General features: G+C 64.5%; 22 protein-coding genes and 2 pseudogenes. 16 read left to right on the top strand and 8 right to left on the bottom strand.

Annotated elements, in window-relative coordinates; all coding sequences use genetic code 11:
* Nucleotides 1-19: 19 nt before the first annotated feature.
* The 5 genes from BMW90_RS06325 to BMW90_RS06345 all read right to left on the bottom strand — a co-directional run bounded on the left by BMW90_RS06325 (nt 20) and on the right by BMW90_RS06345 (nt 5,169).
* On the bottom strand, nt 20-1,324 hold the full coding sequence (locus BMW90_RS06325) for a branched-chain amino acid ABC transporter permease (protein WP_048531729.1): 1,305 nt from the start codon (nt 1,322-1,324) through the stop codon (nt 20-22).
* Complete coding sequence (locus BMW90_RS06330) at nt 1,321-2,331, bottom strand: branched-chain amino acid ABC transporter permease (RefSeq protein WP_074835631.1); 1,011 nt, start codon at nt 2,329-2,331, stop codon at nt 1,321-1,323. The genes BMW90_RS06325 and BMW90_RS06330 overlap by 4 nt, the downstream gene beginning before the upstream one ends.
* A gap of 1 nt (nt 2,332) precedes the next feature.
* Nucleotides 2,333-3,046 carry an ABC transporter ATP-binding protein gene (locus BMW90_RS06335; RefSeq protein WP_048531731.1) on the bottom strand — a complete coding sequence of 238 codons (714 nt, stop codon included), beginning with the start codon at nt 3,044-3,046 and terminating at the stop codon, nt 2,333-2,335.
* A gap of 75 nt (nt 3,047-3,121) precedes the next feature.
* The gene (locus BMW90_RS06340; protein WP_048531732.1) at nt 3,122-3,898 is read right to left on the bottom strand and encodes an ABC transporter ATP-binding protein; all 777 of its coding nucleotides are present in this window, start codon (nt 3,896-3,898) and stop codon (nt 3,122-3,124) included.
* 74 nt (nt 3,899-3,972) lie between these two features.
* On the bottom strand, nt 3,973-5,169 hold the full coding sequence (locus tag BMW90_RS06345; protein ID WP_048531733.1) for an ABC transporter substrate-binding protein: 1,197 nt from the start codon (nt 5,167-5,169) through the stop codon (nt 3,973-3,975).
* Nucleotides 5,170-5,340: 171 nt separating this feature from the next.
* Here BMW90_RS06345 and BMW90_RS06350 point away from each other — a divergent pair, with 171 nt between their 5' ends.
* A complete protein-coding gene (locus tag BMW90_RS06350) occupies nt 5,341-6,432 on the top strand; it encodes a PQQ-dependent sugar dehydrogenase (RefSeq protein WP_074835633.1) in 1,092 nt (363 codons plus the stop codon).
* A 60-nt stretch (nt 6,433-6,492) separates the two neighbouring features.
* Nucleotides 6,493-6,909: a hypothetical protein gene (locus tag BMW90_RS06355; protein WP_048531736.1), complete on the top strand. Its 417-nt coding sequence runs from the start codon at nt 6,493-6,495 to the stop codon at nt 6,907-6,909.
* On the opposite strand, the gene BMW90_RS06360 is transcribed toward BMW90_RS06355, so the two are convergent.
* Nucleotides 6,906-7,907 carry a GlxA family transcriptional regulator gene (locus BMW90_RS06360; protein ID WP_074835634.1) on the bottom strand — a complete coding sequence of 334 codons (1,002 nt, stop codon included), beginning with the start codon at nt 7,905-7,907 and terminating at the stop codon, nt 6,906-6,908. The genes BMW90_RS06355 and BMW90_RS06360 overlap by 4 nt on opposite strands.
* Nucleotides 7,908-8,092: 185 nt before the next feature.
* On the opposite strand from BMW90_RS06360, the gene BMW90_RS06365 reads away from it, so the two are divergent.
* Nucleotides 8,093-9,463 carry a class II 3-deoxy-7-phosphoheptulonate synthase gene (locus BMW90_RS06365; protein ID WP_074835636.1) on the top strand — a complete coding sequence of 457 codons (1,371 nt, stop codon included), beginning with the start codon at nt 8,093-8,095 and terminating at the stop codon, nt 9,461-9,463.
* Nucleotides 9,464-9,557: 94 nt separating this feature from the next.
* On the opposite strand, the gene BMW90_RS06370 is transcribed toward BMW90_RS06365, so the two are convergent.
* A complete protein-coding gene (locus BMW90_RS06370) occupies nt 9,558-10,253 on the bottom strand; it encodes a PAS domain-containing protein (RefSeq protein WP_074835637.1) in 696 nt (231 codons plus the stop codon).
* A gap of 276 nt (nt 10,254-10,529) precedes the next feature.
* Between BMW90_RS06370 and BMW90_RS06375 the strand changes: the two genes are divergently transcribed.
* The 13 genes and pseudogenes from BMW90_RS06375 to BMW90_RS06430 all read left to right on the top strand — a co-directional run bounded on the left by BMW90_RS06375 (nt 10,530) and on the right by BMW90_RS06430 (nt 23,057).
* On the top strand, nt 10,530-11,420 hold the full coding sequence (locus BMW90_RS06375) for a YicC/YloC family endoribonuclease (RefSeq protein WP_244526439.1): 891 nt from the start codon (nt 10,530-10,532) through the stop codon (nt 11,418-11,420).
* A 5-nt stretch (nt 11,421-11,425) separates the two neighbouring features.
* A complete protein-coding gene (gene gmk / locus BMW90_RS06380) occupies nt 11,426-12,073 on the top strand; it encodes a guanylate kinase (RefSeq protein WP_074835640.1) in 648 nt (215 codons plus the stop codon).
* Nucleotides 12,070-12,591 (top strand): gamma carbonic anhydrase family protein, encoded by a 522-nt coding sequence (locus tag BMW90_RS06385; protein WP_074835642.1) that lies wholly within the window; start codon nt 12,070-12,072, stop codon nt 12,589-12,591. The genes gmk and BMW90_RS06385 overlap by 4 nt, the downstream gene beginning before the upstream one ends.
* Complete coding sequence (locus tag BMW90_RS06390) at nt 12,592-13,773, top strand: trans-sulfuration enzyme family protein (protein WP_074835643.1); 1,182 nt, start codon at nt 12,592-12,594, stop codon at nt 13,771-13,773.
* Nucleotides 13,774-13,775: 2 nt separating this feature from the next.
* Nucleotides 13,776-14,822: a sensor histidine kinase gene (locus BMW90_RS06395; RefSeq protein ID WP_048531746.1), complete on the top strand. Its 1,047-nt coding sequence runs from the start codon at nt 13,776-13,778 to the stop codon at nt 14,820-14,822.
* Between the two features lie 345 nt (nt 14,823-15,167).
* Complete coding sequence (locus BMW90_RS06400) at nt 15,168-16,148, top strand: substrate-binding domain-containing protein (RefSeq protein WP_048531747.1); 981 nt, start codon at nt 15,168-15,170, stop codon at nt 16,146-16,148.
* A gap of 117 nt (nt 16,149-16,265) precedes the next feature.
* Nucleotides 16,266-17,642, top strand: coding sequence for a phosphate ABC transporter permease subunit PstC (gene pstC, locus BMW90_RS06405; protein WP_048531748.1), 1,377 nt, complete (start codon nt 16,266-16,268; stop codon nt 17,640-17,642).
* Nucleotides 17,643-17,656: 14 nt separating this feature from the next.
* Nucleotides 17,657-18,145, top strand: a pseudogene (locus tag BMW90_RS27350) (DUF3333 domain-containing protein); the annotation flags it as partial.
* A 609-nt stretch (nt 18,146-18,754) separates the two neighbouring features.
* Nucleotides 18,755-19,456: pseudogene (gene pstA / locus BMW90_RS27355) on the top strand (phosphate ABC transporter permease PstA); the annotation flags it as partial.
* A gap of 14 nt (nt 19,457-19,470) precedes the next feature.
* Entirely contained in the window at nt 19,471-20,268 is a 798-nt protein-coding gene (pstB, locus tag BMW90_RS06415) for a phosphate ABC transporter ATP-binding protein PstB (protein ID WP_048531750.1), read from the top strand.
* A gap of 10 nt (nt 20,269-20,278) precedes the next feature.
* Entirely contained in the window at nt 20,279-20,998 is a 720-nt protein-coding gene (gene phoU / locus BMW90_RS06420; protein ID WP_170850514.1) for a phosphate signaling complex protein PhoU, read from the top strand.
* A 3-nt stretch (nt 20,999-21,001) separates the two neighbouring features.
* The gene (gene phoB, locus BMW90_RS06425) at nt 21,002-21,691 is read left to right on the top strand and encodes a phosphate regulon transcriptional regulator PhoB (RefSeq protein ID WP_048531753.1); all 690 of its coding nucleotides are present in this window, start codon (nt 21,002-21,004) and stop codon (nt 21,689-21,691) included.
* Nucleotides 21,692-21,830: 139 nt separating this feature from the next.
* The gene (locus tag BMW90_RS06430; protein WP_074835648.1) at nt 21,831-23,057 is read left to right on the top strand and encodes an acyl-CoA dehydrogenase; all 1,227 of its coding nucleotides are present in this window, start codon (nt 21,831-21,833) and stop codon (nt 23,055-23,057) included.
* A 59-nt stretch (nt 23,058-23,116) separates the two neighbouring features.
* Here the strand turns inward: BMW90_RS06430 and BMW90_RS06435 are convergent, their stop codons facing one another.
* Nucleotides 23,117-24,493, bottom strand: coding sequence for a hypothetical protein (locus BMW90_RS06435; protein WP_074835649.1), 1,377 nt, complete (start codon nt 24,491-24,493; stop codon nt 23,117-23,119).
* Nucleotides 24,494-24,531: the final 38 nt, after the last annotated feature.

Genomic DNA, 24,531 nt, shown 5'->3' on the forward strand with positions numbered 1-24,531 from the left:
GGCCCGAAGCCCGTCTGGCCTACCGTTCCGGCAGCAAGCCCCGCGGCGCAAACCGCAGCACCAAGAGCAGGATCACCCCCATGGTCAACAGCCGCATGTGCTGGACCGAGCCTTGCAGATGCGCCTTGAGCCAGGACCCGTCGGCCATCCCGGAGGTCACCAGATCGATCACCGCCGCGCCGATCGGCTCGACCTGCACCCAGAGGAACCAGATCAGGAAGCCGCCCAGCACCGCACCGAAATTATTGCCCGATCCGCCGACGATCACCATCACCCAGATCAGAAAGGTATAGCGCAGCGGCTGGTAGGAGGCCGGCGTCAGCTGGCCGTCCAGCGTCGTCATCATCGCCCCCGCGACGCCGCAGATAGCCGATCCCAGGACAAAGACCTGCAAGTGCCGCGCGGTCACATCCTTGCCCATGGCCCGCGCCGCCACCTCGTTGTCGCGGATGGCGCGCATCATCCGTCCCCAGGGCGAGCTCAGCGCCAGTTGCGCCAGCACCAGCACGCCGATCAGCACCACGGCGAACATCAGCCCGTAGCCCAGCTTGACATAAAGCGTCGAGGCGGTGGTCACGTCGATCCCCAGCCCGGTGGCGCGCTCAACAAAGGCCGGATCGTTTTGCAGATCGATCTCATAAGGCACCGGCCGCGGCAGGCCGATCACGTTCTTGACGCCACGCGCCAGCCAATCCTCGTTCTTGAGCACGGCGATGATGATCTCGGCAATGCCCAGCGTCGCAATCGCCAGGTAGTCCGAGCGCAGCCCCAGCGCGGTCTTGCCGATCACCCAGGCCGCGCCGGCGGCCAGCAGCCCGCCCACCGGCCAGGCCAGCACCACCGGCAGGCCCAGCCCGCCGAGATAGCCGGTCAGCGCCGGGTCGATCCGCTCGATCTCCGCCACCGCCGGATCAAAGAGCGCCCGGTAGATCACGAAGCCCGCCACCAGCACACTCAGAGACACCAGGGCGCGCGGCCAGCCTCGGGCCATCCTGCGCGTCACCCAGACCGCGAGCGCCAGCGTCAGAGCGCCCACCGCCAGCGCCGCCAGAACACCGCTGGCGCCAGCCGCCCAGGCTGCGCGCACCGGCGGCATGGCGATCACCACGGTTGCCAGCCCGCCCAGCGCCACGAAGCCCATAACACCGACGTTGAACAGCCCGGCAAAGCCCCATTGCAGGTTGACCCCCAGCGCCATCAGCGCCGAAACCAGCCCCATGTTGAGAATGAGCAGCGCCGAATTCCAGCTCTGGACAAAGCCGGTGCCAAGGATCAGCAAGGCCACAAGGCCGAACAGGCCGAAGGTTTTCACGGATTGGCTCATACCGATTTCCCCTTGAAGAGCCCGGTGGGCCGGATCAGCAGCACGATCACCAGAATGACAAAACTCACCGCGAATTTGTAATCCGTGCCCAGAAGTTGCAGCAGGCTGTCAGGCTCCCAGGCCTCGGGCAGCAGGTATTCCGCCACCTTCTTCCAGGCATAGGTGATGCCGACCTCGGAAAAGGCGATGACAAAGCCACCGGCAATAGCGCCCACCGGGCTGCCCAGACCGCCGACGATGGCGCTGGCAAAGACCGGCAGCAGCAGCTGGAAATAGGTGAAGGGCTTGAAGGTCTTGTCGAGCCCGTAAAGCGTGCCGGCAATGGTCGCCAGGGTCGCCACCAGCAGCCAGGTGATCATCACCACACGTTCCGGATTGATGCCCGAGAGCAGGGCGAGATCCTCGTTGTCGGAATAGGCCCGCATCGACTTGCCGGTGCGGGTGCGGTTGAGGAACCAGAACAGCAGCGCCACGGTGATCACCGCCGTCACCACCGTCAGACCCTGGGTCGTGCGGATCCCCAGGCCTTCCTCCAGCCCGGTCAGCGCCTTGAAATCCCGGACCGAAATGATGAACCGCTCGCCATCGGCAAAACGCTGGTCGTCGGCGCCGATGACAAAGCGCACCACGCCGTTATAGACGAACATCACCCCCATCGAGACGATCACCAGGATCACCGGCTTGACGCGCTGCGCCCGGTAGAAGCGATAGACCAGGCGGTCGGTCAGCAGCACCAGCGCCATGCAGCCGAGAATGCCGAAGGGCAGGGCGAGCAGCGCGGTGGGTAGCGGCCCGAGGCTCACGCCCCAGCCCTGCAAGGCCCAGGTGACCAGAATGGTGACCATGGCGCCAAAGGCCATGGTGTCGCCATGGGCAAAATTGGAAAACCGCAGGATACCATAGATCAGCGTCACCCCCAGCGCGCCCAGCGCCAGCTGCGCGCCATAGGCGATGGCCGGGATCAGGACAAAATTGGCCAGCACCACCAATGCGTTCAGAATGTCCATCTCAGCCCCCCAGAAAACTGCGCCGGACCTCGGGGTCGGCCAGCAGGTCCTTGCCGCTGCCGGTATGGGCATTGCGCCCCTGCACCAGCACATAGCCCTTGTCGGCGATCTCGAGCGCCTGGCGGGCGTTCTGCTCCACCATCAGGATGGAGATGCCTGTGCGCGCCACCTCGATGATCCGGTCGAACAGCTCGTCCATCACGATCGGGCTCACCCCGGCGGTCGGCTCGTCGAGCATCAGCACCTGCGGCTGGGTCATCAGCGCCCGGCCCACCGCCACCTGCTGGCGCTGCCCGCCCGACAATTCGCCCGCCGCCTGGTGACGCTTGTCGCGCAGGATCGGAAACAGGTCATAGACCTGCTCCATGGTGCCGCGGATGTCGTCGCGCCGAATAAAGGCGCCCATCTCGAGGTTTTCCTCGACCGACATCGCGCCAAAGATATTGCTGGTCTGCGGCACGAAGCCCATGCCGCGGGCCACCCGGTCCTGCGGGCTGAGCGCGGTGATCTCGCGTCCGTCCAGCCGCACCGCGCCGGAGCGCACATCGAGCATGCCGAAGACCGCCTTCATCGCGGTCGACTTGCCGGCGCCGTTCGGCCCGACGATCACCGCGATCTCGCCCTTGTCGACCGCGATGGTGCACTCGTGCAGGATGTCCGGCCCCTTGCCATAGCCGCCGGTCATCGCCTCGCCGATCAGAAAGGGGTCAGCCATGCGCCGCTCCTTCCTCTTGCTGGAAATACCGCGGGGGTGTGGGGGCTGGCCCCCACCTGCGCAGCGCTGCCGCCATCACACCGTTTCCTTGTTCTTCAGACCGGTGCCGAGATAGGCCTCGATCACCTGGTCATCGGCCTTGATCTCGTCGATCGTGCCCTGGGCCAGCTTCTTGCCCTCGGCCATGACGATCACCGGATCGCAGAGCCGGGCGATGAAATCCATGTCGTGCTCGATCACGCAGAAGGTATAGCCGCGTTCCTTGTTGAGCCGCAGGATCGCGTCGGCAATGGTGTTCAGAAGCGTCCGGTTCACCCCGGCGCCGACCTCGTCGAGAAAGACGATGCGCGCGTCGACCATCATCGTGCGGCCCAGTTCGAGCAGTTTCTTCTGCCCGCCCGAGATGGCCCCGGCCGGGTGATCGGCCAGATGCGAGATGGTCAGGAATTCCAGCACCTGATCGGCCAGGGCGCGCAGGGCGCGTTCCTCCTCGGCAATCCGCCTGCGGCCGAACCAGGTGTTCCAGAGCGTTTCGCCGGATTGCCCGCCGGGCACCATCATCAGGTTCTCGCGGCAGGTCATCGAGCCGAATTCATGGGCGACCTGAAAGGTCCGCAACAGACCCTTGGAAAACAGCACATGCGGCGCCAGGCCGGTGATGTCCTCATCCTCCATGAAGACCTTGCCCGAGGTCGGCGGCAGCACGCCGGCGATCACGTTGAACAGCGTCGTCTTGCCGGCGCCGTTGGGGCCGACCAATGCGGTGACCGAGCCTTTCTCGATCTCCAGCGTCGCGCCGTCCACGGCGTGAAATCCGCCGAAATGTCTGTGCAGGTTCTCAACCCGGATCACGCCATCTGCCCCCCTTTTGGCAAAACAGCCCGGGACCGCCGGGCTGTTTCCATCTCATGACTGCAAAGCTCTTATCAGCGGTAACCGATCGCTTCCAGCTTGCCGTTCTTCATTTCCATCTCGGCATAGCCGCCCGAGGCTTCGCCCGGCTCGATCAACTCTACCGAAGAGGCGCCGACATAATCGATGTCGGTGCCGGCCGCGATCAGTTCGATCGCCTTGGCCAGTTCGCCGGCATAGATCTTCTCGCCCGGGGCATTGGCCAGCTCCATCACCTTGGCCGCCGCATCGGCGCCATTGGTCGACCCCGCCGCCGCCATCGACAGCAGGATCAGCGCCATCGAATCATAGGCTTCCTTGGCATAGACCGATGTGCCGTCGAAACCGGCCGCTTCGGCCATGGCCAGGAACTCGTCGCCGCGTTCATTCTCGACGCTGGGGTTCTGCCCAAAGCTGCCGTCGATGTCGCTGCCGAAGTTGTTTTCAAGCGCGGTGCCGATCATGCCGTCGGGCAGCACGAAGGTCTCGAACGCCCCGGTGTCGAGCGCCGCCTGGATCACGCCGGAGCCGCCCTGGTCGACATAGCCGATCACCACCAGCGCATCGCCGCCGGCCGAGGCCAGCGAGCCGACTTCGGCCGAGTAATCCGCCTTGCCGTCCTCATGGCTGGCCGAAAGGGTGACGCTGCCGCCGGCCGCCTCGAAGGCCTGCTGGAACGACGAGGCGAGGCCCGAGCCGTAATCGTTGTTGGTATAGGTCACGGCGACCTCGTCGATGCCGCGTTCCATGATGATCTCGGCCATCACCTCGCCTTGACGCGCGTCGGAGGGCGCCATGCGGAAGAACAGCCCGTTGTCCTCGATCGACGACAGGCCCGGCGAGGTCGCCGACGGCGAGATTTGCAGGATGCCATTGGGCAGCGACACATTGGTCAGCACCGCGCCGGTCGCGCCCGAGCACATCGCGCCCAGGATGGCCGAGACGCCGTCCGAGGTGACCAGACGTTCGGCCGCAGCGGTAGCTGCTGCCGCATCGGCACAGGTGCCGTCGCCGCGCACCGCTTCGGCCATCATGCCGTCGAGAATGCCGCCGGCCTCGTTGACCTCGGCCAGCGCCATTTCGCCACTGTCCGCCATCGCCGGAGCAAGGGTTTCGAGCGGGCCGGTAAAGCCCAGGATGATTCCCACCTTGACCATCTCGGAGTGGCTCGCCGCTTGAGCGGTCATTGCCCCCAGGCCGGTCAGCGCTGTTGCCAGCAAAAACTTTTTCATCGTGATGTCTCCCTGATTGGATAACACTATCCGGCGGCCAGCCTATGCGCGGTTTCTGGCAAAGAAAAGACCGATTGCCGCCGGGTCAGGGGTGGTTGATCACGAAAACATCAGGCGGATGGCCGGCCGGTCCTGGTGCACTATCGTATTGACGGCAAACAGGAGGATCCCATGCTGCGTCTCGTTCTGACATTCCTGCTGGCCGCGAGCGGGCTGGCGGCCGCGCCGCTCGACACATCCGTTGGCCGGGTCGAGGTGGCCCCGGTAGTGCGCGGTCTCGACGAGCCCTGGTCGGTGGGCTTCCTGCCCGGTGGCGGGCTGCTGATCACCGAGCGCGACGGCAGGCTGCTGCATGTGGGCCGGGGCGGCAAGCATTCCGAAGTCGCCGGGCTGCCGCCGATCGCGGCGGTGGGCCAGGGCGGGCTGCTCGACGTGCTGGTGCCGCGCGATTTCCGCCAGAGACGCGAAATCTTCCTCTCTTACGCCAGGCCCGAGGGCCGCAGCGCCGGCACTGCGGTAATGCGCGGCCGGCTGAGCGAGGACGGCGGGCAGCTTACCCAGGTCAAGACGATCTTTTCGATGACCGCGCCCAGCCGCAAAGGCCAGCATTTCGGCTCGCGGCTGGTCGAGGCCCGCGACGGCACGCTGTTTCTGACCATCGGCGACCGGGGCGACCGGCCGTCGGCGCAGGATGTGACACGCCACAACGGATCTGTCCTGCATCTCACCCGCGACGGCGCCCCGGCGCCGGGCAACCCCGATCTCGGCCCCGATGCGCAGCCCGAGATCTGGTCTTATGGCCACCGCAACCCGCAGGGCGCGGCGCTCGATCTGCAAGGCGACCTCTGGGTCAACGAACATGGCGCGCGCGGCGGAGATGAGGTCAACCGGATCCGGCGCGGCGCCAATTACGGCTGGCCGGTCATCGCCTATGGCCGGCATTATTCCGGAGCCAAGATCGGCGAAGGCACCGCCAAGTCCGGCATGGAACAGCCCGAGCATTACTGGGATCCCTCGATCGCCCCCTCGGGCATGATGTTCTATTCCGGCAAGCTCTGGCCCGCATGGCGCGGCGATCTCTTTGTCGGCTCGCTGAAGTTCGATTACATCTCGCGGCTCGACGGCGAGCCGTTGCGCGAGCGCGAGCAGATCAAATCCGCCGCCACCGAACGGGTACGTGACATCCGCGAAGCGCCGGACGGCTCGATCTGGTTTCTCAGCGTCGGGCAGGGGACGCTCTATCGCATGACGCCGGCCAACTGAGGCCTCTGGACGCAACGCCCGCAAGCCGCCAAACTCCCGGTATCACCCGGGAGTTTTTCCATGACCCTCTTGCCCCGCCTTGCCCTCTGCCTCGCGCTGCTGCTGCCGATCGCGGCGCCGGCCCAGAACGCGCAGGCCTTTTTTGACAATTACCTCGCGATGCGCGCCCGTCTCGACACGCTGGTCAAGAACCGCGATTTCGCTGAGGTCATGCCGGTTTTTGGGGATCAGACCGATCCGGCCGAGCTGGAGGCGCTGGAACGGCGCGTGCGTGAGATCTATCCGCGCGATTTCGAAAATGTCGCCTTGATCCGTCGGCAGGACATGGATCACGGCTTCCGGCAAGAGCTCATCGCCTATTGGGAAGGCACGCAATACATCTACATCTATATCGTGCTGCATGACCGCGACGACGGCATCGTCGCGCTGGTATTCAACTTCAACAGCGAATTCGACGAGCTGAACGCCAAGTTCTAGGATCCCTGGCGCGAGCCATGGGTGCCGCGCTCGCGATAAGGCGTGGTGTCGTAATGCGCGCGGTAGCATTTCGAGAAATGCGACGGCGAGGCAAATCCGCAGGCCAGCGCCACGTTGATCACGCTCATGTCGGTCTGCATCAGCAGGTTGCGCGCCTTTTCCAGCCGCAGCTCCATGTAATAGCGCTTGGGGCTCCGGTTGAGATAGCGCCGGAACAGCCGCTCGAGCTGACGGGTCGACATGCCCACATCCTTGGCCAGGATCGACGGGCTGATCGGCTCTTCGATATTGGCCTCCATCTTCTGGATCACCATGCTCAGCTTGGGATGGCGCACGCCGATGCGGGTGGGCACCGAAAGCCGCTGGCTGTCCTGATCGGTGCGGATCGAGGAATAGATCATCTGGTCCGCCACCGCATTCGCCAGCTCGGGCCCGTGATCGTCGGCCAGCACCTTGAGCATCATGTCGAGCGACGAGGTGCCGCCGGCGGTGGTGATGCGCGGGCCGTCGATGGCAAAGATCATCTTCGACAGGCCGACATCCTCGAATTCCTCGGAGAAGCTGTCGTAGTTTTCCCAGTGGATCGTCGCGCGCCGCCCGTCCAGAAGCCCGGCGCGCGCCAGAACATAGCTGCCGGTGCAGAGCCCGCCGATCACCGGCCCCTTGCGCGCCTCGCGGCGCAGCCAGTTGAGCAAGCGCTTGGTAGTGGCATGCTGGATCTCGATGCCGCCGCAGACCAGGATTACGTCGTCGCGCTGCATATCCTCGAGATCGCCCTGAAGCTGGAAAGAAGTGCCGGCCGAGCAGGTCTGGCTTTCGCCGCCTTCGCCGAGAATGCGCCACGAATACAGCGCCTTGCCCGACATGCGGTTGGCCAGCCGCAGGCATTCGAGGGCCGCCGAGAAAGGCAGCAGCGAGAAGTTCTCGAGCAGGACAAAGACAAACCGGCGCGGTTTGGCCGGTGCGGTCACCTGAACGTCTTCGGTCTTGGAATTCATAAGCAGCGGACCCTTGAAGTGGAGGTCTCTTTTCGACTTTCCCTGTGTCGCAAAAGGACAGATGGCGCCAGTTGGACCCAAGCCCCCGGCAAGGTCAAGCCCCGCCGCAAATCGCATATGGTCACTCTGGGCCCGAGTTTGTATAAGCGGGCCGTTCCGATATCGCTAACCACCGGAGATGAGAGATGAGCGAGTGGCAAAAATCTGACTGGCGCAACAAGCCCCGGATTCAGATGCCGGAGTATACCGACGCGGAGGCCCTGCATGCCGTCGAGGCGCAACTGGCCAAATATCCGCCGCTCGTCTTTGCCGGCGAGGCCCGCACGCTGAAGGCCCGGCTGGCCGATGCCTCGCGCGGCGAGGCCTTTTTGTTGCAGGGCGGCGATTGCGCCGAGAGCTTTCAGCAGTTTTCGGCCGACGGCATCCGCGACACGTTCAAGGTGATGTTGCAGATGGCGATGGTGCTGACCTTTGGCGCCAAGGTGCCGGTGGTCAAGGTCGGCCGCATGGCCGGCCAGTTCGCCAAACCGCGCTCGGCGCCGACCGAGGTCAAGGATGGTCAGGAGCTGCCCAGCTACCGTGGCGACATCATCAACGAGCTTGAGTTCACCCCCGAAAGCCGCATCCCCGATCCGTCGAAGATGCTTCAGGCCTACACCCAGGCGGCGGCAACGCTGAACCTGCTGCGCGCCTTTTCGACCGGCGGCTATGCCGATGTGCATCAGGTCCACCAGTGGACGCTGGGCTTTACCGACCGCGAGGAGAGCGAGAAATACCGCGCCATGGCCGGGCGGATCACCGATGCGCTCGACTTCATGATTGCCGCCGGCGTCACCAGCGACAACAACCATGCGCTTCAGACGGTGGATTTCTACACCAGCCACGAAAGCCTTCTGCTGGAGTACGAAGAGGCGCTGACCCGCAAGGACAGCACGTCGGGCAAATGGCTCGCAGGCTCCGGCCACATGCTCTGGATCGGCGACCGCACGCGCCAGCCTGATGGTGCGCATGTGGAATTTGCCAGCGGCGTGCAGAACCCGATCGGGTTGAAATGCGGCCCGACCACAACGGCCGAGGATCTCAAGGTGCTGATGTCCAAGCTGAACCCGGAGAACGAGGCCGGCAAGCTGACGCTGATCGCGCGTTTCGGCGCCGGTTCGGTGGGCGAGCACCTGCCGCGGCTGATCAAGGCGGTGCAGGAAGAGGGCGCCAATGTGGTCTGGTCCTGCGATCCGATGCACGGCAACACGATCAAATCGGCCACCGGCTACAAGACCCGGCCGTTCGACAGCGTGCTGCGCGAGGTCAAGGAATTCTTTGCGGTGCACAAGGCCGAGGGCACGATCCCCGGCGGCGTGCATTTCGAGATGACCGGCCAGGACGTGACCGAATGCACCGGCGGCGTGCGGGCGGTGACAGAAGAGGATCTATCTGACCGCTACCACACCGCCTGCGACCCGCGGCTGAACGCCTCGCAGTCGCTCGAACTGGCCTTCCTCGTGGCCGAGGAACTGGTGGCGCGGCGCGATGCAAACGCCTCGAGCCTGGCGGGCTGATCGTCCGACATCGCCGGTGACACATCAACGCCCTCGCGCAACTTCGCGGGGGCGTATTTTTTGGGGGCACGCTGTTGCGGCCCGCCAAGCGCCGTCAGCGGTCGCTTTTGACCACCCGCAGATGCGGCACCTTGTGCGGCCGGAACCCGGCCCGAGGATCACCAAAGCCCGCCACGGGCTGAGGCTGGGTTGGCTGGCGCGGGCGGTCGGCGAGCGCCGAGATATCCGCCTGCACGATCTCGAAGCGGCGCGGAGCGCGGCCGATCGGGCCATCGGTGACAAAACACCCGAGAGCCCGGTTCACATCGCCGAAATCATCGGCCAGCGGCAAGAGCAGCAGCCGCCCGCTCAGCGCGGGCTTGCCCAGCCGTTTTTCCGCGATGAGCGAAAGCTCGGCCCGCGCGGGCGTGGCAAAGACCTCTTCCAGCGCGGGGGCCAGACGTGCGCGCGAGACCGGGACGATCATCGCCGAAAGCGGCATGCCGCGCACCTCCATGCCCATCAGATCACACAGATGGGTGCCGCCGATCCGAAGCCGGGCATGGGTCGGCGCCACCTGTTCGGCGATAAAGGCAAACTCCAACGCGGTCTCGATGCCGCGCGGATCGATCTCTGATCGCGGCGGCACGGTGCGCCCACCGCGCATCGCCTCCCAATAGGCCTCGACCTGTTGCAGGGGCCGGCACCACTTGGCGCGCAGTTTGTCGGCCAACGGCAGAATGTCCGCCGGGCCGCCAAGATCCCGGAATGCCCCGAGGGTGACCCCGGGCTTTCTGTCACCTGAAGACATGGTTTCTCCCTCAATCGCCGCCCTTTCATTGTCGCCCGAAAGGTTACGCCTCTCACTCTGCGCGACAATGGTTACCCAATTCCTAATATGTCACGGTTATCTAGAATTGTGGGGATTTTCGGCCCGGTTGGTTAACCCGGAGCCCGTTGGCCGGTCGCGCTCCGCATGGCATTTCGGCTTGCCCGGACCGCGGGGATTGCCTATTCCGGTTGATAAATCATGCGGATAAGGGCCCTTGCGTTGCAAGATATTGTGCGTCCGGGACGGGGGAATGTGATGCTGCAATCGATGACGGGTTTCGCCGCCGGGCAAGGCGCCAAAGGCGACTTCAGCTGGACCTGGGAAATCCGGAGCGTCAACGCCAAGGGGCTCGACCTGCGCATTCGCGTGCCTGACTGGATCGATGGGTTGGAAGCCGAGTTGCGCAAGCAGGTCTCCGGCGCGTTGAAACGGGGCAATGTGACGGTCAATCTGCGCCTCTCGCGCGAGGACACCGCCGGCGCCCAACGGCTCAACAGCCAACAGCTGGACCAGGTGCTCACCGCGCTGGCCGAGATCGAACAACAGGCAATCACCCGCCACGTATCGCTCGCGCCGTCGACCGCCGCCGAGATCATCGCTCTGCGCGGCATGATGGAACAGGACGAGGAGGCCACCGATACCGCGCAGCTCCGATCCACGCTTGTCGAGGATTTTCAATCGGTTCTGGCTTCTTTCTGCGACATGAGGTCAGGTGAGGGCGCGACGCTTCGGAGCGTTCTTGCCGCCCATCTCGACGAGATCGAAACGCTGGTCATCGCCGCCCAGGCCGCAGCCGAGGCGCGTCGGCCCAAGGCCCGCGAAACGCTCAGGCTGGCGCTGGCCGCAGTGCTGGACGGCGCCGCCGAGGTCGACGAAGACCGGATTGCGCAAGAGCTTGCGCTTCTGGCTGTAAAATCGGATATAACAGAAGAAATCAATCGCTTGCACGCCCATGTAAAGGCAGCACGTGAACTTGTGGCCGCGCAATCGAGCGTCGGGCGCAAGCTCGATTTCCTGATGCAGGAGTTCAACCGCGAGGCCAATACGCTCTGCTCGAAATCCGGCGACAGCGCGCTCACCTCCGTGGGGCTCGACCTCAAGGCGGTGATCGACCAGATGCGTGAGCAGGTTCAGAACGTGGAGTGAGAAACATGGCGGACAGCAAGCGACGCGGGCTCTTGATCATCCTGTCCTCGCCGTCGGGCGCGGGCAAATCGACGCTCGCCAAACGGCTGCGGGCCTGGGACAATTCGATTGTCTTCTCGGTGTCGGCCACGACCCGAAAACCGCGCCCGGGCGAGGTGAATGGCGTCGATTATCACTTTGTTTCGGAGCCGGAGTTCAAGAAAACAGTGGCCGAGGGCGGGATGCTCGAACATGCCCATGTCTTCGGCAATTTCTACGGCTCGCCCAAGGCGGCGGTGGAAGAGGCGATCAACGCCGGCAAGGATGTGCTGTTCGACATCGACTGGCAGGGCGCGCAGCTGATCGAGAATTCCGATCTCGGCCGCCACACGCTTTCGGTCTTTCTGCTGCCGCCCTCGATCACCGAGCTGCGCCGCCGGCTCGAGACCCGCGCCCAGGACAGCGAAGAGGTGATCTCGAAGCGGATGCAGAAAAGCTGGGACGAGATAAGCCATTGGGGCAGTTACGATTTCGTTCTGGTAAATGACGATCTGGATCACACCGAAGCCAAGCTCAAGACCATCGTGACCGCCACTCGCCTGCGCCGGCTGCAACAGCCCGATCTGACAGATCACGTGCGCAAACTGCAATCGGAATTCGAGGATTTGCCATGACGCTTTATGCCCTTGACGGCCTTCGCCCGGAGATCGCCGAAGACACCTGGATCGCCCCCGATGCCAATCTGATCGGCCGGATCGTGGTCGAGACGGGCGGTTCTGTCTGGTTTGGCTGCACCCTGCGCGGCGACAACGAGGAAATCCGCGTCGGCGCCGGCAGCAATGTGCAGGAAAACGTTGTATGTCATACGGATCCGGGCTTTCCCTTGCGTATCGGATCAGGCTGCACCATCGGCCACAAGGCGATGCTGCATGGCTGTGTGATCGGCGAAAACTCCCTGATCGGCATGGGGGCCACGGTGCTCAACGGCGCCCGGATCGGGCGCAACTGTCTGATCGGGGCCGGCGCGCTGATCACCGAAGGCAAGGAGATCCCCGACGGCAGCCTGGTGATGGGCACGCCGGGCAAGGTGGTGCGCCAGCTTGACGATGCGGCGATCGAAGGCCTGCGGAAATCGGCGCGGCATTATCAGGACAACATGCGCCGGTTCCGCGCCGGGCTGGAGGCGCTTTAGATGCGCAATGACAAGGGCACTTTGATCCGCCCCGAGATCCTGTCCGAAGGCATCAGCCGGCCGGTGGTAACACCTCTTTCACCTTCCGTGGTCTATGCTTCGGACACGCCTGATACGCTGGATTCGCAATATGAGGGGCGGGCGCAGGGCTATACTTACGCGCGTGAGGGGCATCCCAACGCCGATCTTCTGGCGCGGCGGATTGCGGCGATGGAGGGTGTTGACGACGGGCTGATGCTGGGCTCGGGCATGGCGGCGGTGACGGCGGTGCTGCTGGGGCTGTGCAAGAGTGGCGACCATGTGATTGGCGGCGATCAGCTTTACGGTCGCTCGCTGCGCATGATGCGGGAGGATCTGCCGCGGCTGGGCATCGCCACCAGCCTCGCCGATCCGACCGACCCGGAGGCCTTTCGCAAGGCGCTGCGGCCGGAAACGCGGCTGATCCTGCTCGAGGTGGTGTCGAACCCGACCTTGCGGGTCGCCGATGTCCGGGGCATTGCCGCGGTGGCGAAAGAGGCGGGCGTGCTGCTGGTGGTCGACAACACCTTTACCACCCCGAGCGGCATCCGGCCGTTCGAGCTGGGCGCGGATGTGGTGCTGCATTCGGTGACCAAGCTTCTGGCCGGGCATTCCGACGTGACCCTGGGCTGGGTCGCGGCACGCGATGCCGCGCTGCAAAAGGCGATGTATGATTTCGCGGTGACCACCGGCATGACGCCGAGCCCATTCGACTGCTGGCTGGCCGAACGCGGGATGATGACCTTCGATCTCCGCTTCGAAAGGGCGCAGGCCACGGCGGCGGCGCTGGCCGAGGCGCTGGCCGGCATGGAGGGCGTGCGGCGGGTGCTCTATCCGACGCGCGCCGATCACCCCGATCGCGCGCTGGCCGGGACATTGCTGACCGGCGGCTGCAACATGGTCTCGTTCGAGATCGCGGGCGGACGGGCGCAGGCGAATGCGCTGACCGAGGCCGCAAGGGGCGTGGCCTTTGCGCCGACTCTGGGCGATGTCGGCACGACATTGTCGCATCCGGCCTCGTCCTCGCATCGCGGCCTGAGCGAAGAGGCCCGTGCGGCATTGGGCATCACCGAAGGCTTCTTCCGGGTCTCGGTCGGGCTCGAGGAACCGGGGGCGCTGATTGCGGAATTCACCCGCGCGGTGGCAGCGGCGCGGGCGATCTGACGATGACGGATGCGCGCGAACTCCTGCAATCGGTGGTCGATGCCTTGCCGCAGCCGATGGTTGTGATTGGCGACGACGAGCGCATCCATCACGTCAATGGGCCGGCCCTGCGGTTGGTCGGCAACAATGCGGTGGGCCGGCATTTCATCACCGCGCTGCGCCAGCCGTCGCTGCTGGATACGGTCGAGGCAACGCTGCGCGACCACGCGCCGCGCCAGACCAGTTTCCTGACCCGCGAAGACGGGCAGGACGTGACCTATGCGATCCGCTGCGCCGCGATACACCGCGGCGACCGGCATGGTGTTCTGCTCAGCTTCGAGGACGTCACCGACGTGGAGGCGGCCAGCCAGATGCGGCGCGATTTCGTGGCCAATGTCAGCCATGAGCTGAAAACCCCGCTGACCGCGCTCCTGGGCTTTATCGAGACCATTCTGCATGGCCCGGCGCGCGAGGATGCCGCCGCCCGCGACCGGTTTCTCGGCATCATGGAGGCCGAGGCCGAACGGATGAACCGGCTGGTGGGCGATCTGCTGTCGCTCAACCGGGTCGAGGCGACCGAGCGGATGCGGCCTACCAGCCGGATCGACCTGGCGGTGCTGCTGACTTCGGTGGTCAAGAGTCTGAGCGGGATCGCCGGGGATGCCGGGCTCGAGATCCGGGCGGATGTGCCCGAGCCGCCGGTGTCGGTGCCGGGCGACGCCGATCAGCTGCGGCAGGTGCTGACCAACCTGATCGAGAACGCGATCAAATATGGCGCCGAGGGCAAGCGGATCGATGTGCGCCTGACGCCGCCGGCCTATCATCCGCGCATGCGCTGCGATGCGGTGGAACTCGTGGTGCGCGATTTCGGGCCGGGCTTTGACCCGGTGCATATTCCGCGGCTGACCGAGCGGTTCTATCGCGTCGACAGCCACCGGTCGCGCCAGATGGGCGGCACCGGGTTGGGGCTGGCGATCGTCAAACACATCATCGGCCGGCATCGCGGCCGCATCCAGATCGAATCCGAGCCGGGGCAGGGCGCGGCCTTCCGGGTGCTTCTGCCCGCCTGACCCTGCGTGACGTAACAGCCTGGCGAATCTCCGGGTGTCACAATCGGCGGACAAGCCGGTTTTGGCCCCGTGGGTGCAGCGCCGCGCCCTGGCTGATGGTGCTCTGCAAACCAGATAGTCACCAGACACATGCAGATTTTTTATTAAGCAATATCAGATAGATATTTTCTTATCTTCGGGAGAGCTCCGCGAATGTGGCCGGGATACTGCACTGTCTTCTGCACTGTCATAAAACCGTTACGTAAGTGTCACAAAAGCATTGCCGACGGCCTCTAGCAGTGCCCGCAGCGGACGCCACGACGCTGTAACCCCGGCGTCCCGATACGAGACAACAGGAGCTCTTCCATGAACTTTGTGAAACTGACCGCCTCTACCCTGGCGATCGCTGCCGTTTCCGCAACTGCCGCTTCCGCGCGCGACCAGATCCGCATCGTCGGCTCGTCGACCGTGTTTCCGTTCTCCACCGCCGTGGCAGAGCAATTCGGCAAATCCACCGATTTCGCCACGCCGGTCGTTGAATCCACCGGCTCGGGCGGTGGCGTGAAGCTCTTCTGCGCAGGCGTCGGCGAAGAGCATCCTGACATCACCAACGCGTCGCGTCGCATCAAGCAGTCCGAAGTCGAGACCTGCATCGAGAACGGTGTGAGCCTGACCGAGGTTGTCGCCGGTTACGACGGCATCGTCATCGCCAACGCGAAATCCGGCCCCGATTTTGAACTGACCCTCGGTCAGGTCTGGGAAGCGCTGGCGGCCAATGGCCCGATGCCCACCACCTGGGACGAGATCGACCCGGCGCTGCCCGCCGTCGAAATCGAGGTTCTCGGCCCCCCGCCGACCTCCGGCACTCGCGACGCCTTTGAAGAGCTGGCGATGGCGGCTGGCTGTGAAGAGGCCGGTGGCGACGATTGCGAAGGCGAAGGCCTGCACATCCGCGAAGACGGAAAATACATCGAATCCGGCGAAAACGACAACCTGATCGTGTCGAAGCTGGAAGCCAACGATCGCGCCCTGGGCGTCTTCGGCTTCTCTTTCCTCGACCAGAACGCCGACGCCCTGAAAGGCGCCGTCGTCAATGACGTCGAGCCGACCTTCGAAGCCATCGCCGCCGGTGACTATCCGGTGTCGCGTTCGATGTATTTCTACATCAAGCACGCGCATGTCGGCGTCATCCCCGGTGTCATCGAATATGCCACCGAGTTCGTGAACGCCAATGGCGACGACGGCTATCTGATCGATCTCGGCCTGATCCCGGTCGACGAAGACCTGATGGCCAAGAACCAGGACGCCGTGGCAAACCTGCCCGAGCTGACCGCGGAAAACTACTGATCGCTTTTGGCGATTGACGATACACCGGGGGCGGGTTACCGCCCTCGGTTCATTTTTCCGGGCAGGGAGCGATCCCGTCAGGCCCGGAGCGACCCGCCGTATCCCGGAGCCTGACTGATGGTATTCACCCTGACACTGGCCATTTTCGCGCTGGCAATCGCGGCCTATCTGCTGTCCAGCCGCCGCGCCGCCAAGGTGGCCGCAACCGATGACGTGCATCTGCATTCCCGCCCGTCCTACCACGGTCTGCACAGCTTCCTCTGGGTGCTGATCAGCGGCTGGGGCATTCTTCTTTTCCTTGTCATCTTCGGCAACTGGTGGGTCACCTCCAGCCTGATGTCCCAGATCGCCGAGGCCGCGCCCGACGCCGCGATCATCGAACGCCAGCTGATCCTGTCCGACGCCCGCGCCATCGCCGAAGGGCGGATTTCCTCGGAAAGCGGCGAATTGCGCCAGGCGCTGGCCCTGCGGTTCGCGCGGCTCGATGCCATCCACAGCTGGGCGCTGATCGTGCTTGGCCTGGGCGGCGCCTTTCTCGCCGGACTTTATTCCTATGGCCGTGTGGCGCCGGAATGGCGCGCCCGCAACCATTCGGAAAAGGTGATCCGCGCGGTGCTTCTGGTGATGGCCGGGATCGCCATCCTGACCACCATCGGCATCGTGCTGTCGCTGATCTTCGAGACGATGCGCTTTTTCAGCGCCATCGACTGGCAGATCCACAAATATCTCTTCGGCACCACCTGGAGCCCGCTCTCGGGCGTGTTCGAGGGCAAGATGGACGCCGACAAGGTGGGGGCGCTGCCGCTCTTTGCTGGCACGCTGCTGATCACCCTGATCGCCATGATCGTGGCGGTGCCGGTGGGATTGTTCGCGGCGATCTATCTGTCGGATTTCGCCTCGGCGCGGGTGCGTGCCTTTGCCAAGCCGATGCTGGAAATTCTCGCCGGCATTCCGACGGTGGTCTACGGCTTCTTTGCCGCGATCACCTTGGCGCCCTTGCTGCGCGACGGCGGCGAGGCGATCGGTATCCGCGTCGCCTCGGAATCGGCCTTGGCGGCGGGGATCGTGATGGGGGTGATGATCATTCCCTTCATCTCGTCGCTGTCGGACGACGTCATCAACTCGGTGCCGCAATCGCTGCGCGACGCCTCGCTCGGCCTCGGCGCGACCAAGGCGGAAACCATGCAGCAAGTGGTTCTGCCGGCGGCGCTGCCGGGGATCGTCTCGGCGGTTCTGCTGGCGGTGAGCCGCGCCATCGGCGAGACGATGATCGTGGTGATGGCGGCCGGGCAGGGCGCCAACCTGACGGCCAACCCGCTCGAGGCGGTGACCACCGTGACGGTGCAGATCGTGGCACTGATCACCGGCGACACCGAGGCCGAAACCGCGGCCGGTCCGGCCTTTACCCTGGGGTTCACGCTCTTCGTGCTGACCCTGATCATGAACATGGCGGCGCAGCGGCTTGTCGCGAAGTACCGTGAAAAGTACGACTGAGAAGGCATTGAGACATGGCTGATATCTCCACCAATCCCCAAGGCGGTCGCGGCTTCGATCACGGCAGCATCACCGCCGGCTCGTCGCGCCTGAAACGTCGGCGCTGGGCCGAACTGCGGCTCAAGGCCTACGGCATCGCCGCCATCGGCATCGCCGGCTTCGCCCTCGTCGCGCTGCTCAGCTCGGTCGTGGCCCAGGCTTCCCGGGCAATGACCGAACATTACATCACCGCCGAGGTGACGCTCGACCCCGAGGCGCTTGGCATTTCCGCAGACGCCACCGGCAACGAGATCCTGCGCGCGGATTTCGACGGTCTGACCACACAGGTCATGCGCGACGCCTTTCCCGAGGCCAGCGGCCGCACCGAACGGCGGGCCCTGGGCAACCTGATCTCCGGCGGTGCGCCCTTTGAGCTTGCCGACAAGATCACCGCCGAACCCGGGCTTCTGGGCGAGACGATCACCTATGATTTCCTCGCCTCCGACGTGACCGATCTCTATCTCAAGGACGAATACGGCACGCTGAACCAGGAGCCGGTCAGCGGCAGCCTGAGCGTGCAGGAGAGCGACGATGGCGATCTGATCCTGACCAGCACCGCCGAGGATTTCTCGGGCGCGCTGACGCAGGTGAAGGCGCGGCTGTTTACCGACGCCGAGGATCTGCGCGTCAAGGCGGCGCGTCAGACCAATGCCGTGGCGGTCTATACCGAACGCGCCAAAGCGGCCGAAACCGAAGAGGATCGCACCGAACAGCTTGAAAAGGCCGAAAAGGCCCGAGCCAACGAACAGGAGCTGCTGGACGAAGCCGCCGCCATCGAGGCGCGGGCCCGTGCAGCAGGCGGCACCGAAGAGGTGGACGACGAGAACATCTCGCTTCTGGTCAAGGCCGGCGGCGGCTGGATCCGGCTGACCGAGGTCAGCCTGACCCGAGCGCGTGGCGAGGTCATGACCCGGACCGCGCTGCCGATCGAGGCCAGCACCGACTGGGGGTTCTATACCACCAGCCAGCCGGAATCCTCGCGCAAGGTCACGGATCACCAGATCGTCTGGATCGAGACGCTCAAGGACCGGGGCCAGATCAAGGAAACCTTCAACTGGCGCTTCTTTACCTCGGCCGACAGCCGGGCGCCGGAACTGGCGGGTATCCGCGGTGCGCTGGTGGGCTCGCTGCTGACCATGGCCGTGACCTTCGGGCTGGCCTTTCCGATCGGCGTTCTGGGCGCGATCTATCTTGAGGAATTCGCCCCCAAGAACCGCTTCACCAACTTCCTCGAGGTGAATATCAACAACCTCGCTGCGGTGCCCTCGATCGTCTTTGGCCTGCTGGGTCTGGCGGTCTTTCTCAACGTCTTCGGCGTGCCACGCTCGGCGCCCTTGGCCGGCGGGATCGTGCTGGCGCTGATGACCCTGCCGACGATCATCATCGCCGCCCGCGCCGCCATTCAGGCGGTGCCGCCCTCGATCCGCGAAGCGGCCCTGGGTGTGGGTGCCTCCAACGTGCAGGCCAGCTTTCACCATGTTCTGCCGCTGGCGATGCCCGGCATCCTGACCGGCACCATCATCGGCATGGCGCAGGCGCTGGGGGAAACCGCACCGCTGATCATGATCGGCATGGTGGCCTTCATCGTCGATGTGCCCACCGGCATCACCGACAGCGCGACCGTTCTGCCGGTGCAGGTCTACCGCTGGTCCGACTTTCCCGAACGCGCGTTCGAGGCGCGCACAGCGGCGGCGATCTGCGTCCTGCTTCTCTTCCTGGTCCTCATGAACCTTCTGGCCATTGTCCTGCGCCGCCGGTTCGAGCGCCGCTGGTAACGAAAGGAACCCCGATGTACGATACCCCGAAAGCGGAGACCGCAGTGACGAGCAACGAGATCAAGTTCTCGGCGAACAATGTCGACGTCTATTACGGCGACACCCACGCCATCAAGAATGTCGACGTCCAGATCGAAGCCAATACCGTGACCGCCTTCATCGGCCCGTCAGGCTGCGGCAAGTCGACCTTCCTGCGGTGCCTCAACCGGATGAACGACACCATCGATATCTGCCGCGTCGAAGGCGATATCCGTCTCGATGGCGAAGACATCTACGACAAGAAGGTCGATCCGGTGCAGCTGCGCGCCAAGGTGGGCATGGTGTTCCAGAAGCCGAACCCCTTCCCGAAGTCGATCTACGACAATATCGCTTATGGCCCGCGCATCCACGGCCTGGCCAAGAACAAGGCCGATCTCGACGTGATCGTCGAAAAATCGCTCCGCCGCGGCGCCATCTGGGATGAGGTCAAGGACCGGCTGCATGCACCCGGCACCGGGCTTTCCGGCGGCCAGCAGCAGCGGCTCTGCATCGCCCGCGCGGTGGCGACGGAACCGGAAGTCCTGTTGATGGACGAACCCTGTTCGGCGCTTGACCCGATTGCCACCGCCCAGGTCGAAGAACTGATCGACGAGCTGCGCTCGCAATATTCGGTGGTGATCGTGACCCACTCGATGCAGCAGGCCGCGCGGGTCAGCCAGAAGACCGCCTTTTTCCACCTCGGCAACCTGGTGGAATTCGGCGATACCTCGAAAATCTTTACCAACCCCGAAGATCCCCGCACCGAAAGCTACATCACCGGTCGGATCGGGTAAGGAGCATATCATGCAAGAGCACATCGTAAGTTCCTTCGACCGCGATCTCGAAGGCATCCAGGCGCGGATCATGAAGATGGGCGGGCTGGTCGAACAGGCGATCCTCGACGCCGCCGAAGCGCTCGAGACCCGCGACGAAGAGCTCAGCGACAAGGTGCGCCGTGGCGACAAGGTGATCGACGAGCTTGACGAGCTGATCCACGAAGAGGCCGCCCGGGTGATCGCCCTGCGCGCGCCGACGGCGGTCGACCTGCGGGTGATCCTCTCGGTGATGAAGACCTCGAACGATCTGGAGCGGATCGGCGATCTGGCCAAGAACATGGCCAAGCGCAATTCGGTCCTGATGCAGCTGACCCAGATCGACGGCGCCACCGCCGCCCTGCGCCGCATGGCCCGCGCGGTCGAGGTGATGCTCAAGGATGCGCTGGACAGCTATATCCAGCGCGACGCGGCACTGGCCCGCGACGTCATCCTGCGCGACCGCGACGTCGATCAGATGTACAATGCCACCTTCCGCGAATTCCTCACCTTCATGATGGAGGATCCGCGCAACATCACCGCCTGCATGCACCTGCATTTCATCGCCAAGAACCTCGAGCGGATGGGCGACCATGTGACCTCGGTGGCCGAGCAGGTGGTGTTCCTGGTCGAAGGCGCCATGCCCGACGAACGGCAGAAAGGTGACAAGACGTCCTTTGACAAGTCGCTTTCGCCGGAGCCGGGAGCCTGAGCCATGTCGGTCGAACAACCCACGGTGCTGGTCGTCGAGGACGAGCCGGCCCAGCGTGAAGTGCTGTCCTACAATCTCGAGGCCGAAGGCTTTCGGGTGAGCCGCGCCGAGGATGGCGAACAGGCGCTGCTGCTGGCCGAAGAGGAATCGCCGGACATCATCGTTCTGGACTGGATGCTGCCCAATGTGTCGGGCATCGAAGTATGCCGCCGGCTCAAATCCCGGCCCGAAACCCGCGCGGTGCCGGTCATCATGCTCTCGGCCCGAGCCGAAGAAGTGGACCGGGTGCGGGGGCTGGAAACCGGCGCCGACGATTATGTGGTGAAACCCTATTCGGTGGTCGAACTGATGGCCCGGGTGCGCGCGCAATTGCGCCGCACGCGGCCGGCCAGCGTCGGCGAGCGGCTGGAGTACGAGGACATCGTGCTCGACAGCGAGACCCACCGGGTGACCCGCGCCGAACAGCCGCTGAAGCTGGGGCCGACCGAGTTTCGTCTGCTGACCACCTTCATGGAGAAACCCGGCCGGGTCTGGACGCGCGAGCAGCTGCTTGATCGGGTCTGGGGCCGCGACATCTATGTCGACACCCGCACCGTCGATGTCCACATCGGCCGGCTGCGCAAGGCGCTCTGCCAGCATGGCGGCGGAGATCCGCTGCGCACCGTGCGCGGCGCGGGCTACGCGCTGGGCTGACGGGCCTGTGCCGGGGCAGGGCGGTCGCGCCTGCCCCGGAGTATATTCGCGAGATCATTTGATCAAATCGCGGTTTCCTTCTTCCCCGGCGATGCGGTACTCTTTGCGCAATTCACCGGGAACTACGGGAGGCCCGCCGATGTCTGCACTAGATGTGACCCCACTGAAGCCCAAGGATGCGCCCGATCTTGGCCGGTTCGACTGGTCCGATCCGCTGCGCCTGTCAGATCAGCTTACCGAGGAGGAGCGCATGGTGGCCGAGGCCGCCCGCGCATACGCCGACGAGAAGCTCGCGCCACGGGTGATCGACGCCTATGAAAACGAGACCGTCGCGCCGGAGCTTTTTGCCGAGATGGGCGAGATGGGCCTGCTTGGCACCACCATCCCCGAGACCTATGGCGGCATCGGCGCCGGCTATGTGACCTACGGCCTCGTCGCGCGCGAGATCGAGCGGATCGACAGCGGCTATCGTTCGATGATGTCGGTGCAATCCAGTCTGGTGATGTATCCGATCTATGCCTACGGCACCGAGGAGCAACGGCGCAAGTACCTGCCGGGGCTTGCAAAAGGCGAGCTGATCGGCTGTTTCGGCCTGACCGAGCCGGACGCCGGCTCCGACCCCGGCGGCATGAAGACCCGGGCGCAGAAGATCGACGGGGGCTATCGGCTGACCGGCTCCAAAATGTGGATTTCGAATGCGCCGATCGCCGATGTCTTTGTCGTCTGGGCCAAATCCGATGCCCATGACGGCAAGATCAAGGGCTTTGTGCTCGAGAAAAGCGCCAAGGGGCTTTCGGCCCCGAAAATCGGCAACAAGCTGTCGTTGCGCACCTCGGTCACCGGCGAGATTGTGCTTGATGGTGTCGAGGTCGGCGAAGACGCGCTTCTGCCCAATGTCTCGGGCCTCAAGGGGCCGTTCGGCTGCCTCAACCGGGCGCGCTATGGCATTGCCTGGGGCGCCATGGGGGCGGCCGAGTTCTGCTGGCACGCGGCGCGGGGCTACGGACTCGACCGCAGCCAGTTCGGCAAGCCGATTGCCGGCACCCAGCTTTTCCAGAAAAAGCTGGCCGACATGCAGACCGAGATCACCCTCGGCCTTCAGGCCGCGCTTCAGGTCGGACGGTTGATGGACGAGGCCAATGCCGCGCCCGAGATGATCAGCCTGATCAAACGCAACAACTGCGGCAAGGCGCTGGATATCGCGCGTCTGGCCCGCGACATGCACGGCGGCAACGGCATCTCCGGCGAATTCCAGGTGATCCGCCACATGGTCAACCTCGAGACGGTGAACACCTACGAGGGCACCCATGACGTGCATGCGCTGATCCTCGGACGGGCACAGACCGGGCTTCAGGCGTTTTTCTGAACCACGGCCCGGCGATCACCGCCGGGCGCGCTGTGCCGGCCCGTCAAAAGTCGAGGAAGTCAAAAGTCGAGGAACTTGGCGCTGGCAAAACCGGTCTCGCCCGCGGGACCGGTGATCTCCCACCACATCCAGTTCTCGTCCACGCAGGTGGCAAGCGCCGCGCGGTCGAAGCTCGTGCCGGCATTGGCGGCAACACAGAGCGCGGCACAAGCCGCGTGATCGTCATGATCGGTATTGGCGGCAAAGCTGTCGCCGATCGCAAAGGTCGCGCCCAGGGGAAGCTCGTCGATCTTTTCAGCCTCTACCGTAGGTTCGGCGCGCAAGGATGTGTAATTGTTGACGTTTACAACCTCTGCCTCACCATCTATGGACCGGCAGGGCGTGGGTCTTGTCAAGTGGCCATTGTCGGCAGAGGCGGGCAGGGCCCGGCCTTCGGCTAGCGCGGTCAGGCTGGTGTCAGCCGGCACCATCGCCAGCGCGGGGATCGGCGCCCAGAGGTACATCAGGTCCGGATCGCCGCAATCCTCGGGCCCGATGCCGGTGTTTTCGGAACCATCTATGCCACAGATCAGCGGCAAGGGCGTGCCATCGCTTGTGGCGGTCACGGTGGCAGCGCATTCATGCACGTCCTCGCTGGCGAATTGCAGCTCGTAGCGGTCGCGCACGGCGCCGCCCGCCGTCCAGCTCGAGACCGAAAGCTGAAAGACATCATCGTTGCGCTCGAACGCGACCTGACTTTGCGCAAGACGTGAGGGCCATGCGGTAAGATTCTGACATGCATGGAAAAAGCCGCGATCCGATAACGCCGGAGCATCGAAGCCCGTGAGGCCGATATCCCAGCGTCCAGCCTTGTTTACCGTATCGATCGTCAGATTTGCCGACGCGCCGCGCAGCGCCGCCACCAGATCGGCGTCAAGGAAGGGCCGCGGCACATCGGGACGTGGTTGCGCCGCGAGGGCATAGAAGCCAAGAAGAAGATCGCTGGTGGCGGTATCGCCGATCTCGGGCGCGTCAAAGCGCAATGTGCCGCCGACATGCAGAATACGATGCGTCAGCCCCGGCGCCGCACCCTGGGCGGCGGTGCCGAACATGAAGATCAGGCCGCAGGTGCCGGTACAGGCCGCATCTCCGGCAATCGCCGTTCCGATCCTGTTATCAAGCAGATATCGCGCAATCTGAAGGCTTTCGGTGAAGTCTCCGCCGGCGCTGTCGAGGCAGAGCGTCTTCCAGCGTCCGTCCTCGTTCGATGGCCAGGGCAGCGGCTGCTCGAGCGTCAGCGTGCTGAGCAAGTCGGCATCGCCGGGCGCAATCTCACCGCGCAGCGTGGCCTGGCAAAGACCCAGCGTGCCTGAGGTAATCTCCAGTGCCGCCGCGGGCGGTGCCAGAAACGTCGCCGTCAGAAGCGCGGCACTGCATCTCTTGAGGTAACCGGTCACTGGAAACACTCCCGAGTGGTCCTTGAGCCAAGCCTACA

It is taken from the genome of Marinovum algicola, assembly GCF_900109145.1.
Taxonomy (GTDB): domain Bacteria; phylum Pseudomonadota; class Alphaproteobacteria; order Rhodobacterales; family Rhodobacteraceae; genus Marinovum; species Marinovum algicola.

Excerpts from the sequence above, each read along its gene's own strand:
- BMW90_RS06325 (WP_048531729.1), bottom strand. The coding sequence starts at position 1,324 with ATGAGCCAATCCGTGAAAACCTTCGGCCTGTTCGGCCTTGTGGCCTTG.
- BMW90_RS06330 (WP_074835631.1), bottom strand. The coding sequence starts at position 2,331 with ATGGACATTCTGAACGCATTGGTGGTGCTGGCCAATTTTGTCCTGATC.
- BMW90_RS06335 (WP_048531731.1), bottom strand. The coding sequence starts at position 3,046 with ATGGCTGACCCCTTTCTGATCGGCGAGGCGATGACCGGCGGCTATGGC.
- BMW90_RS06345 (WP_048531733.1), bottom strand. The coding sequence starts at position 5,169 with ATGAAAAAGTTTTTGCTGGCAACAGCGCTGACCGGCCTGGGGGCAATG.
- BMW90_RS06350 (WP_074835633.1), top strand. The coding sequence starts at position 5,341 with ATGCTGCGTCTCGTTCTGACATTCCTGCTGGCCGCGAGCGGGCTGGCG.
- BMW90_RS06355 (WP_048531736.1), top strand. The coding sequence starts at position 6,493 with ATGACCCTCTTGCCCCGCCTTGCCCTCTGCCTCGCGCTGCTGCTGCCG.
- BMW90_RS06360 (WP_074835634.1), bottom strand. The coding sequence starts at position 7,907 with ATGAATTCCAAGACCGAAGACGTTCAGGTGACCGCACCGGCCAAACCG.
- BMW90_RS06365 (WP_074835636.1), top strand. The coding sequence starts at position 8,093 with ATGAGCGAGTGGCAAAAATCTGACTGGCGCAACAAGCCCCGGATTCAG.
- BMW90_RS06370 (WP_074835637.1), bottom strand. The coding sequence starts at position 10,253 with ATGTCTTCAGGTGACAGAAAGCCCGGGGTCACCCTCGGGGCATTCCGG.
- BMW90_RS06375 (WP_244526439.1), top strand. The coding sequence starts at position 10,530 with ATGCTGCAATCGATGACGGGTTTCGCCGCCGGGCAAGGCGCCAAAGGC.
- gmk (WP_074835640.1), top strand. The coding sequence starts at position 11,426 with ATGGCGGACAGCAAGCGACGCGGGCTCTTGATCATCCTGTCCTCGCCG.
- BMW90_RS06385 (WP_074835642.1), top strand. The coding sequence starts at position 12,070 with ATGACGCTTTATGCCCTTGACGGCCTTCGCCCGGAGATCGCCGAAGAC.
- BMW90_RS06390 (WP_074835643.1), top strand. The coding sequence starts at position 12,592 with ATGCGCAATGACAAGGGCACTTTGATCCGCCCCGAGATCCTGTCCGAA.
- BMW90_RS06395 (WP_048531746.1), top strand. The coding sequence starts at position 13,776 with ATGACGGATGCGCGCGAACTCCTGCAATCGGTGGTCGATGCCTTGCCG.
- BMW90_RS06400 (WP_048531747.1), top strand. The coding sequence starts at position 15,168 with ATGAACTTTGTGAAACTGACCGCCTCTACCCTGGCGATCGCTGCCGTT.
- pstC (WP_048531748.1), top strand. The coding sequence starts at position 16,266 with ATGGTATTCACCCTGACACTGGCCATTTTCGCGCTGGCAATCGCGGCC.
- pstB (WP_048531750.1), top strand. The coding sequence starts at position 19,471 with ATGTACGATACCCCGAAAGCGGAGACCGCAGTGACGAGCAACGAGATC.
- phoU (WP_170850514.1), top strand. The coding sequence starts at position 20,279 with ATGCAAGAGCACATCGTAAGTTCCTTCGACCGCGATCTCGAAGGCATC.
- phoB (WP_048531753.1), top strand. The coding sequence starts at position 21,002 with ATGTCGGTCGAACAACCCACGGTGCTGGTCGTCGAGGACGAGCCGGCC.
- BMW90_RS06430 (WP_074835648.1), top strand. The coding sequence starts at position 21,831 with ATGTCTGCACTAGATGTGACCCCACTGAAGCCCAAGGATGCGCCCGAT.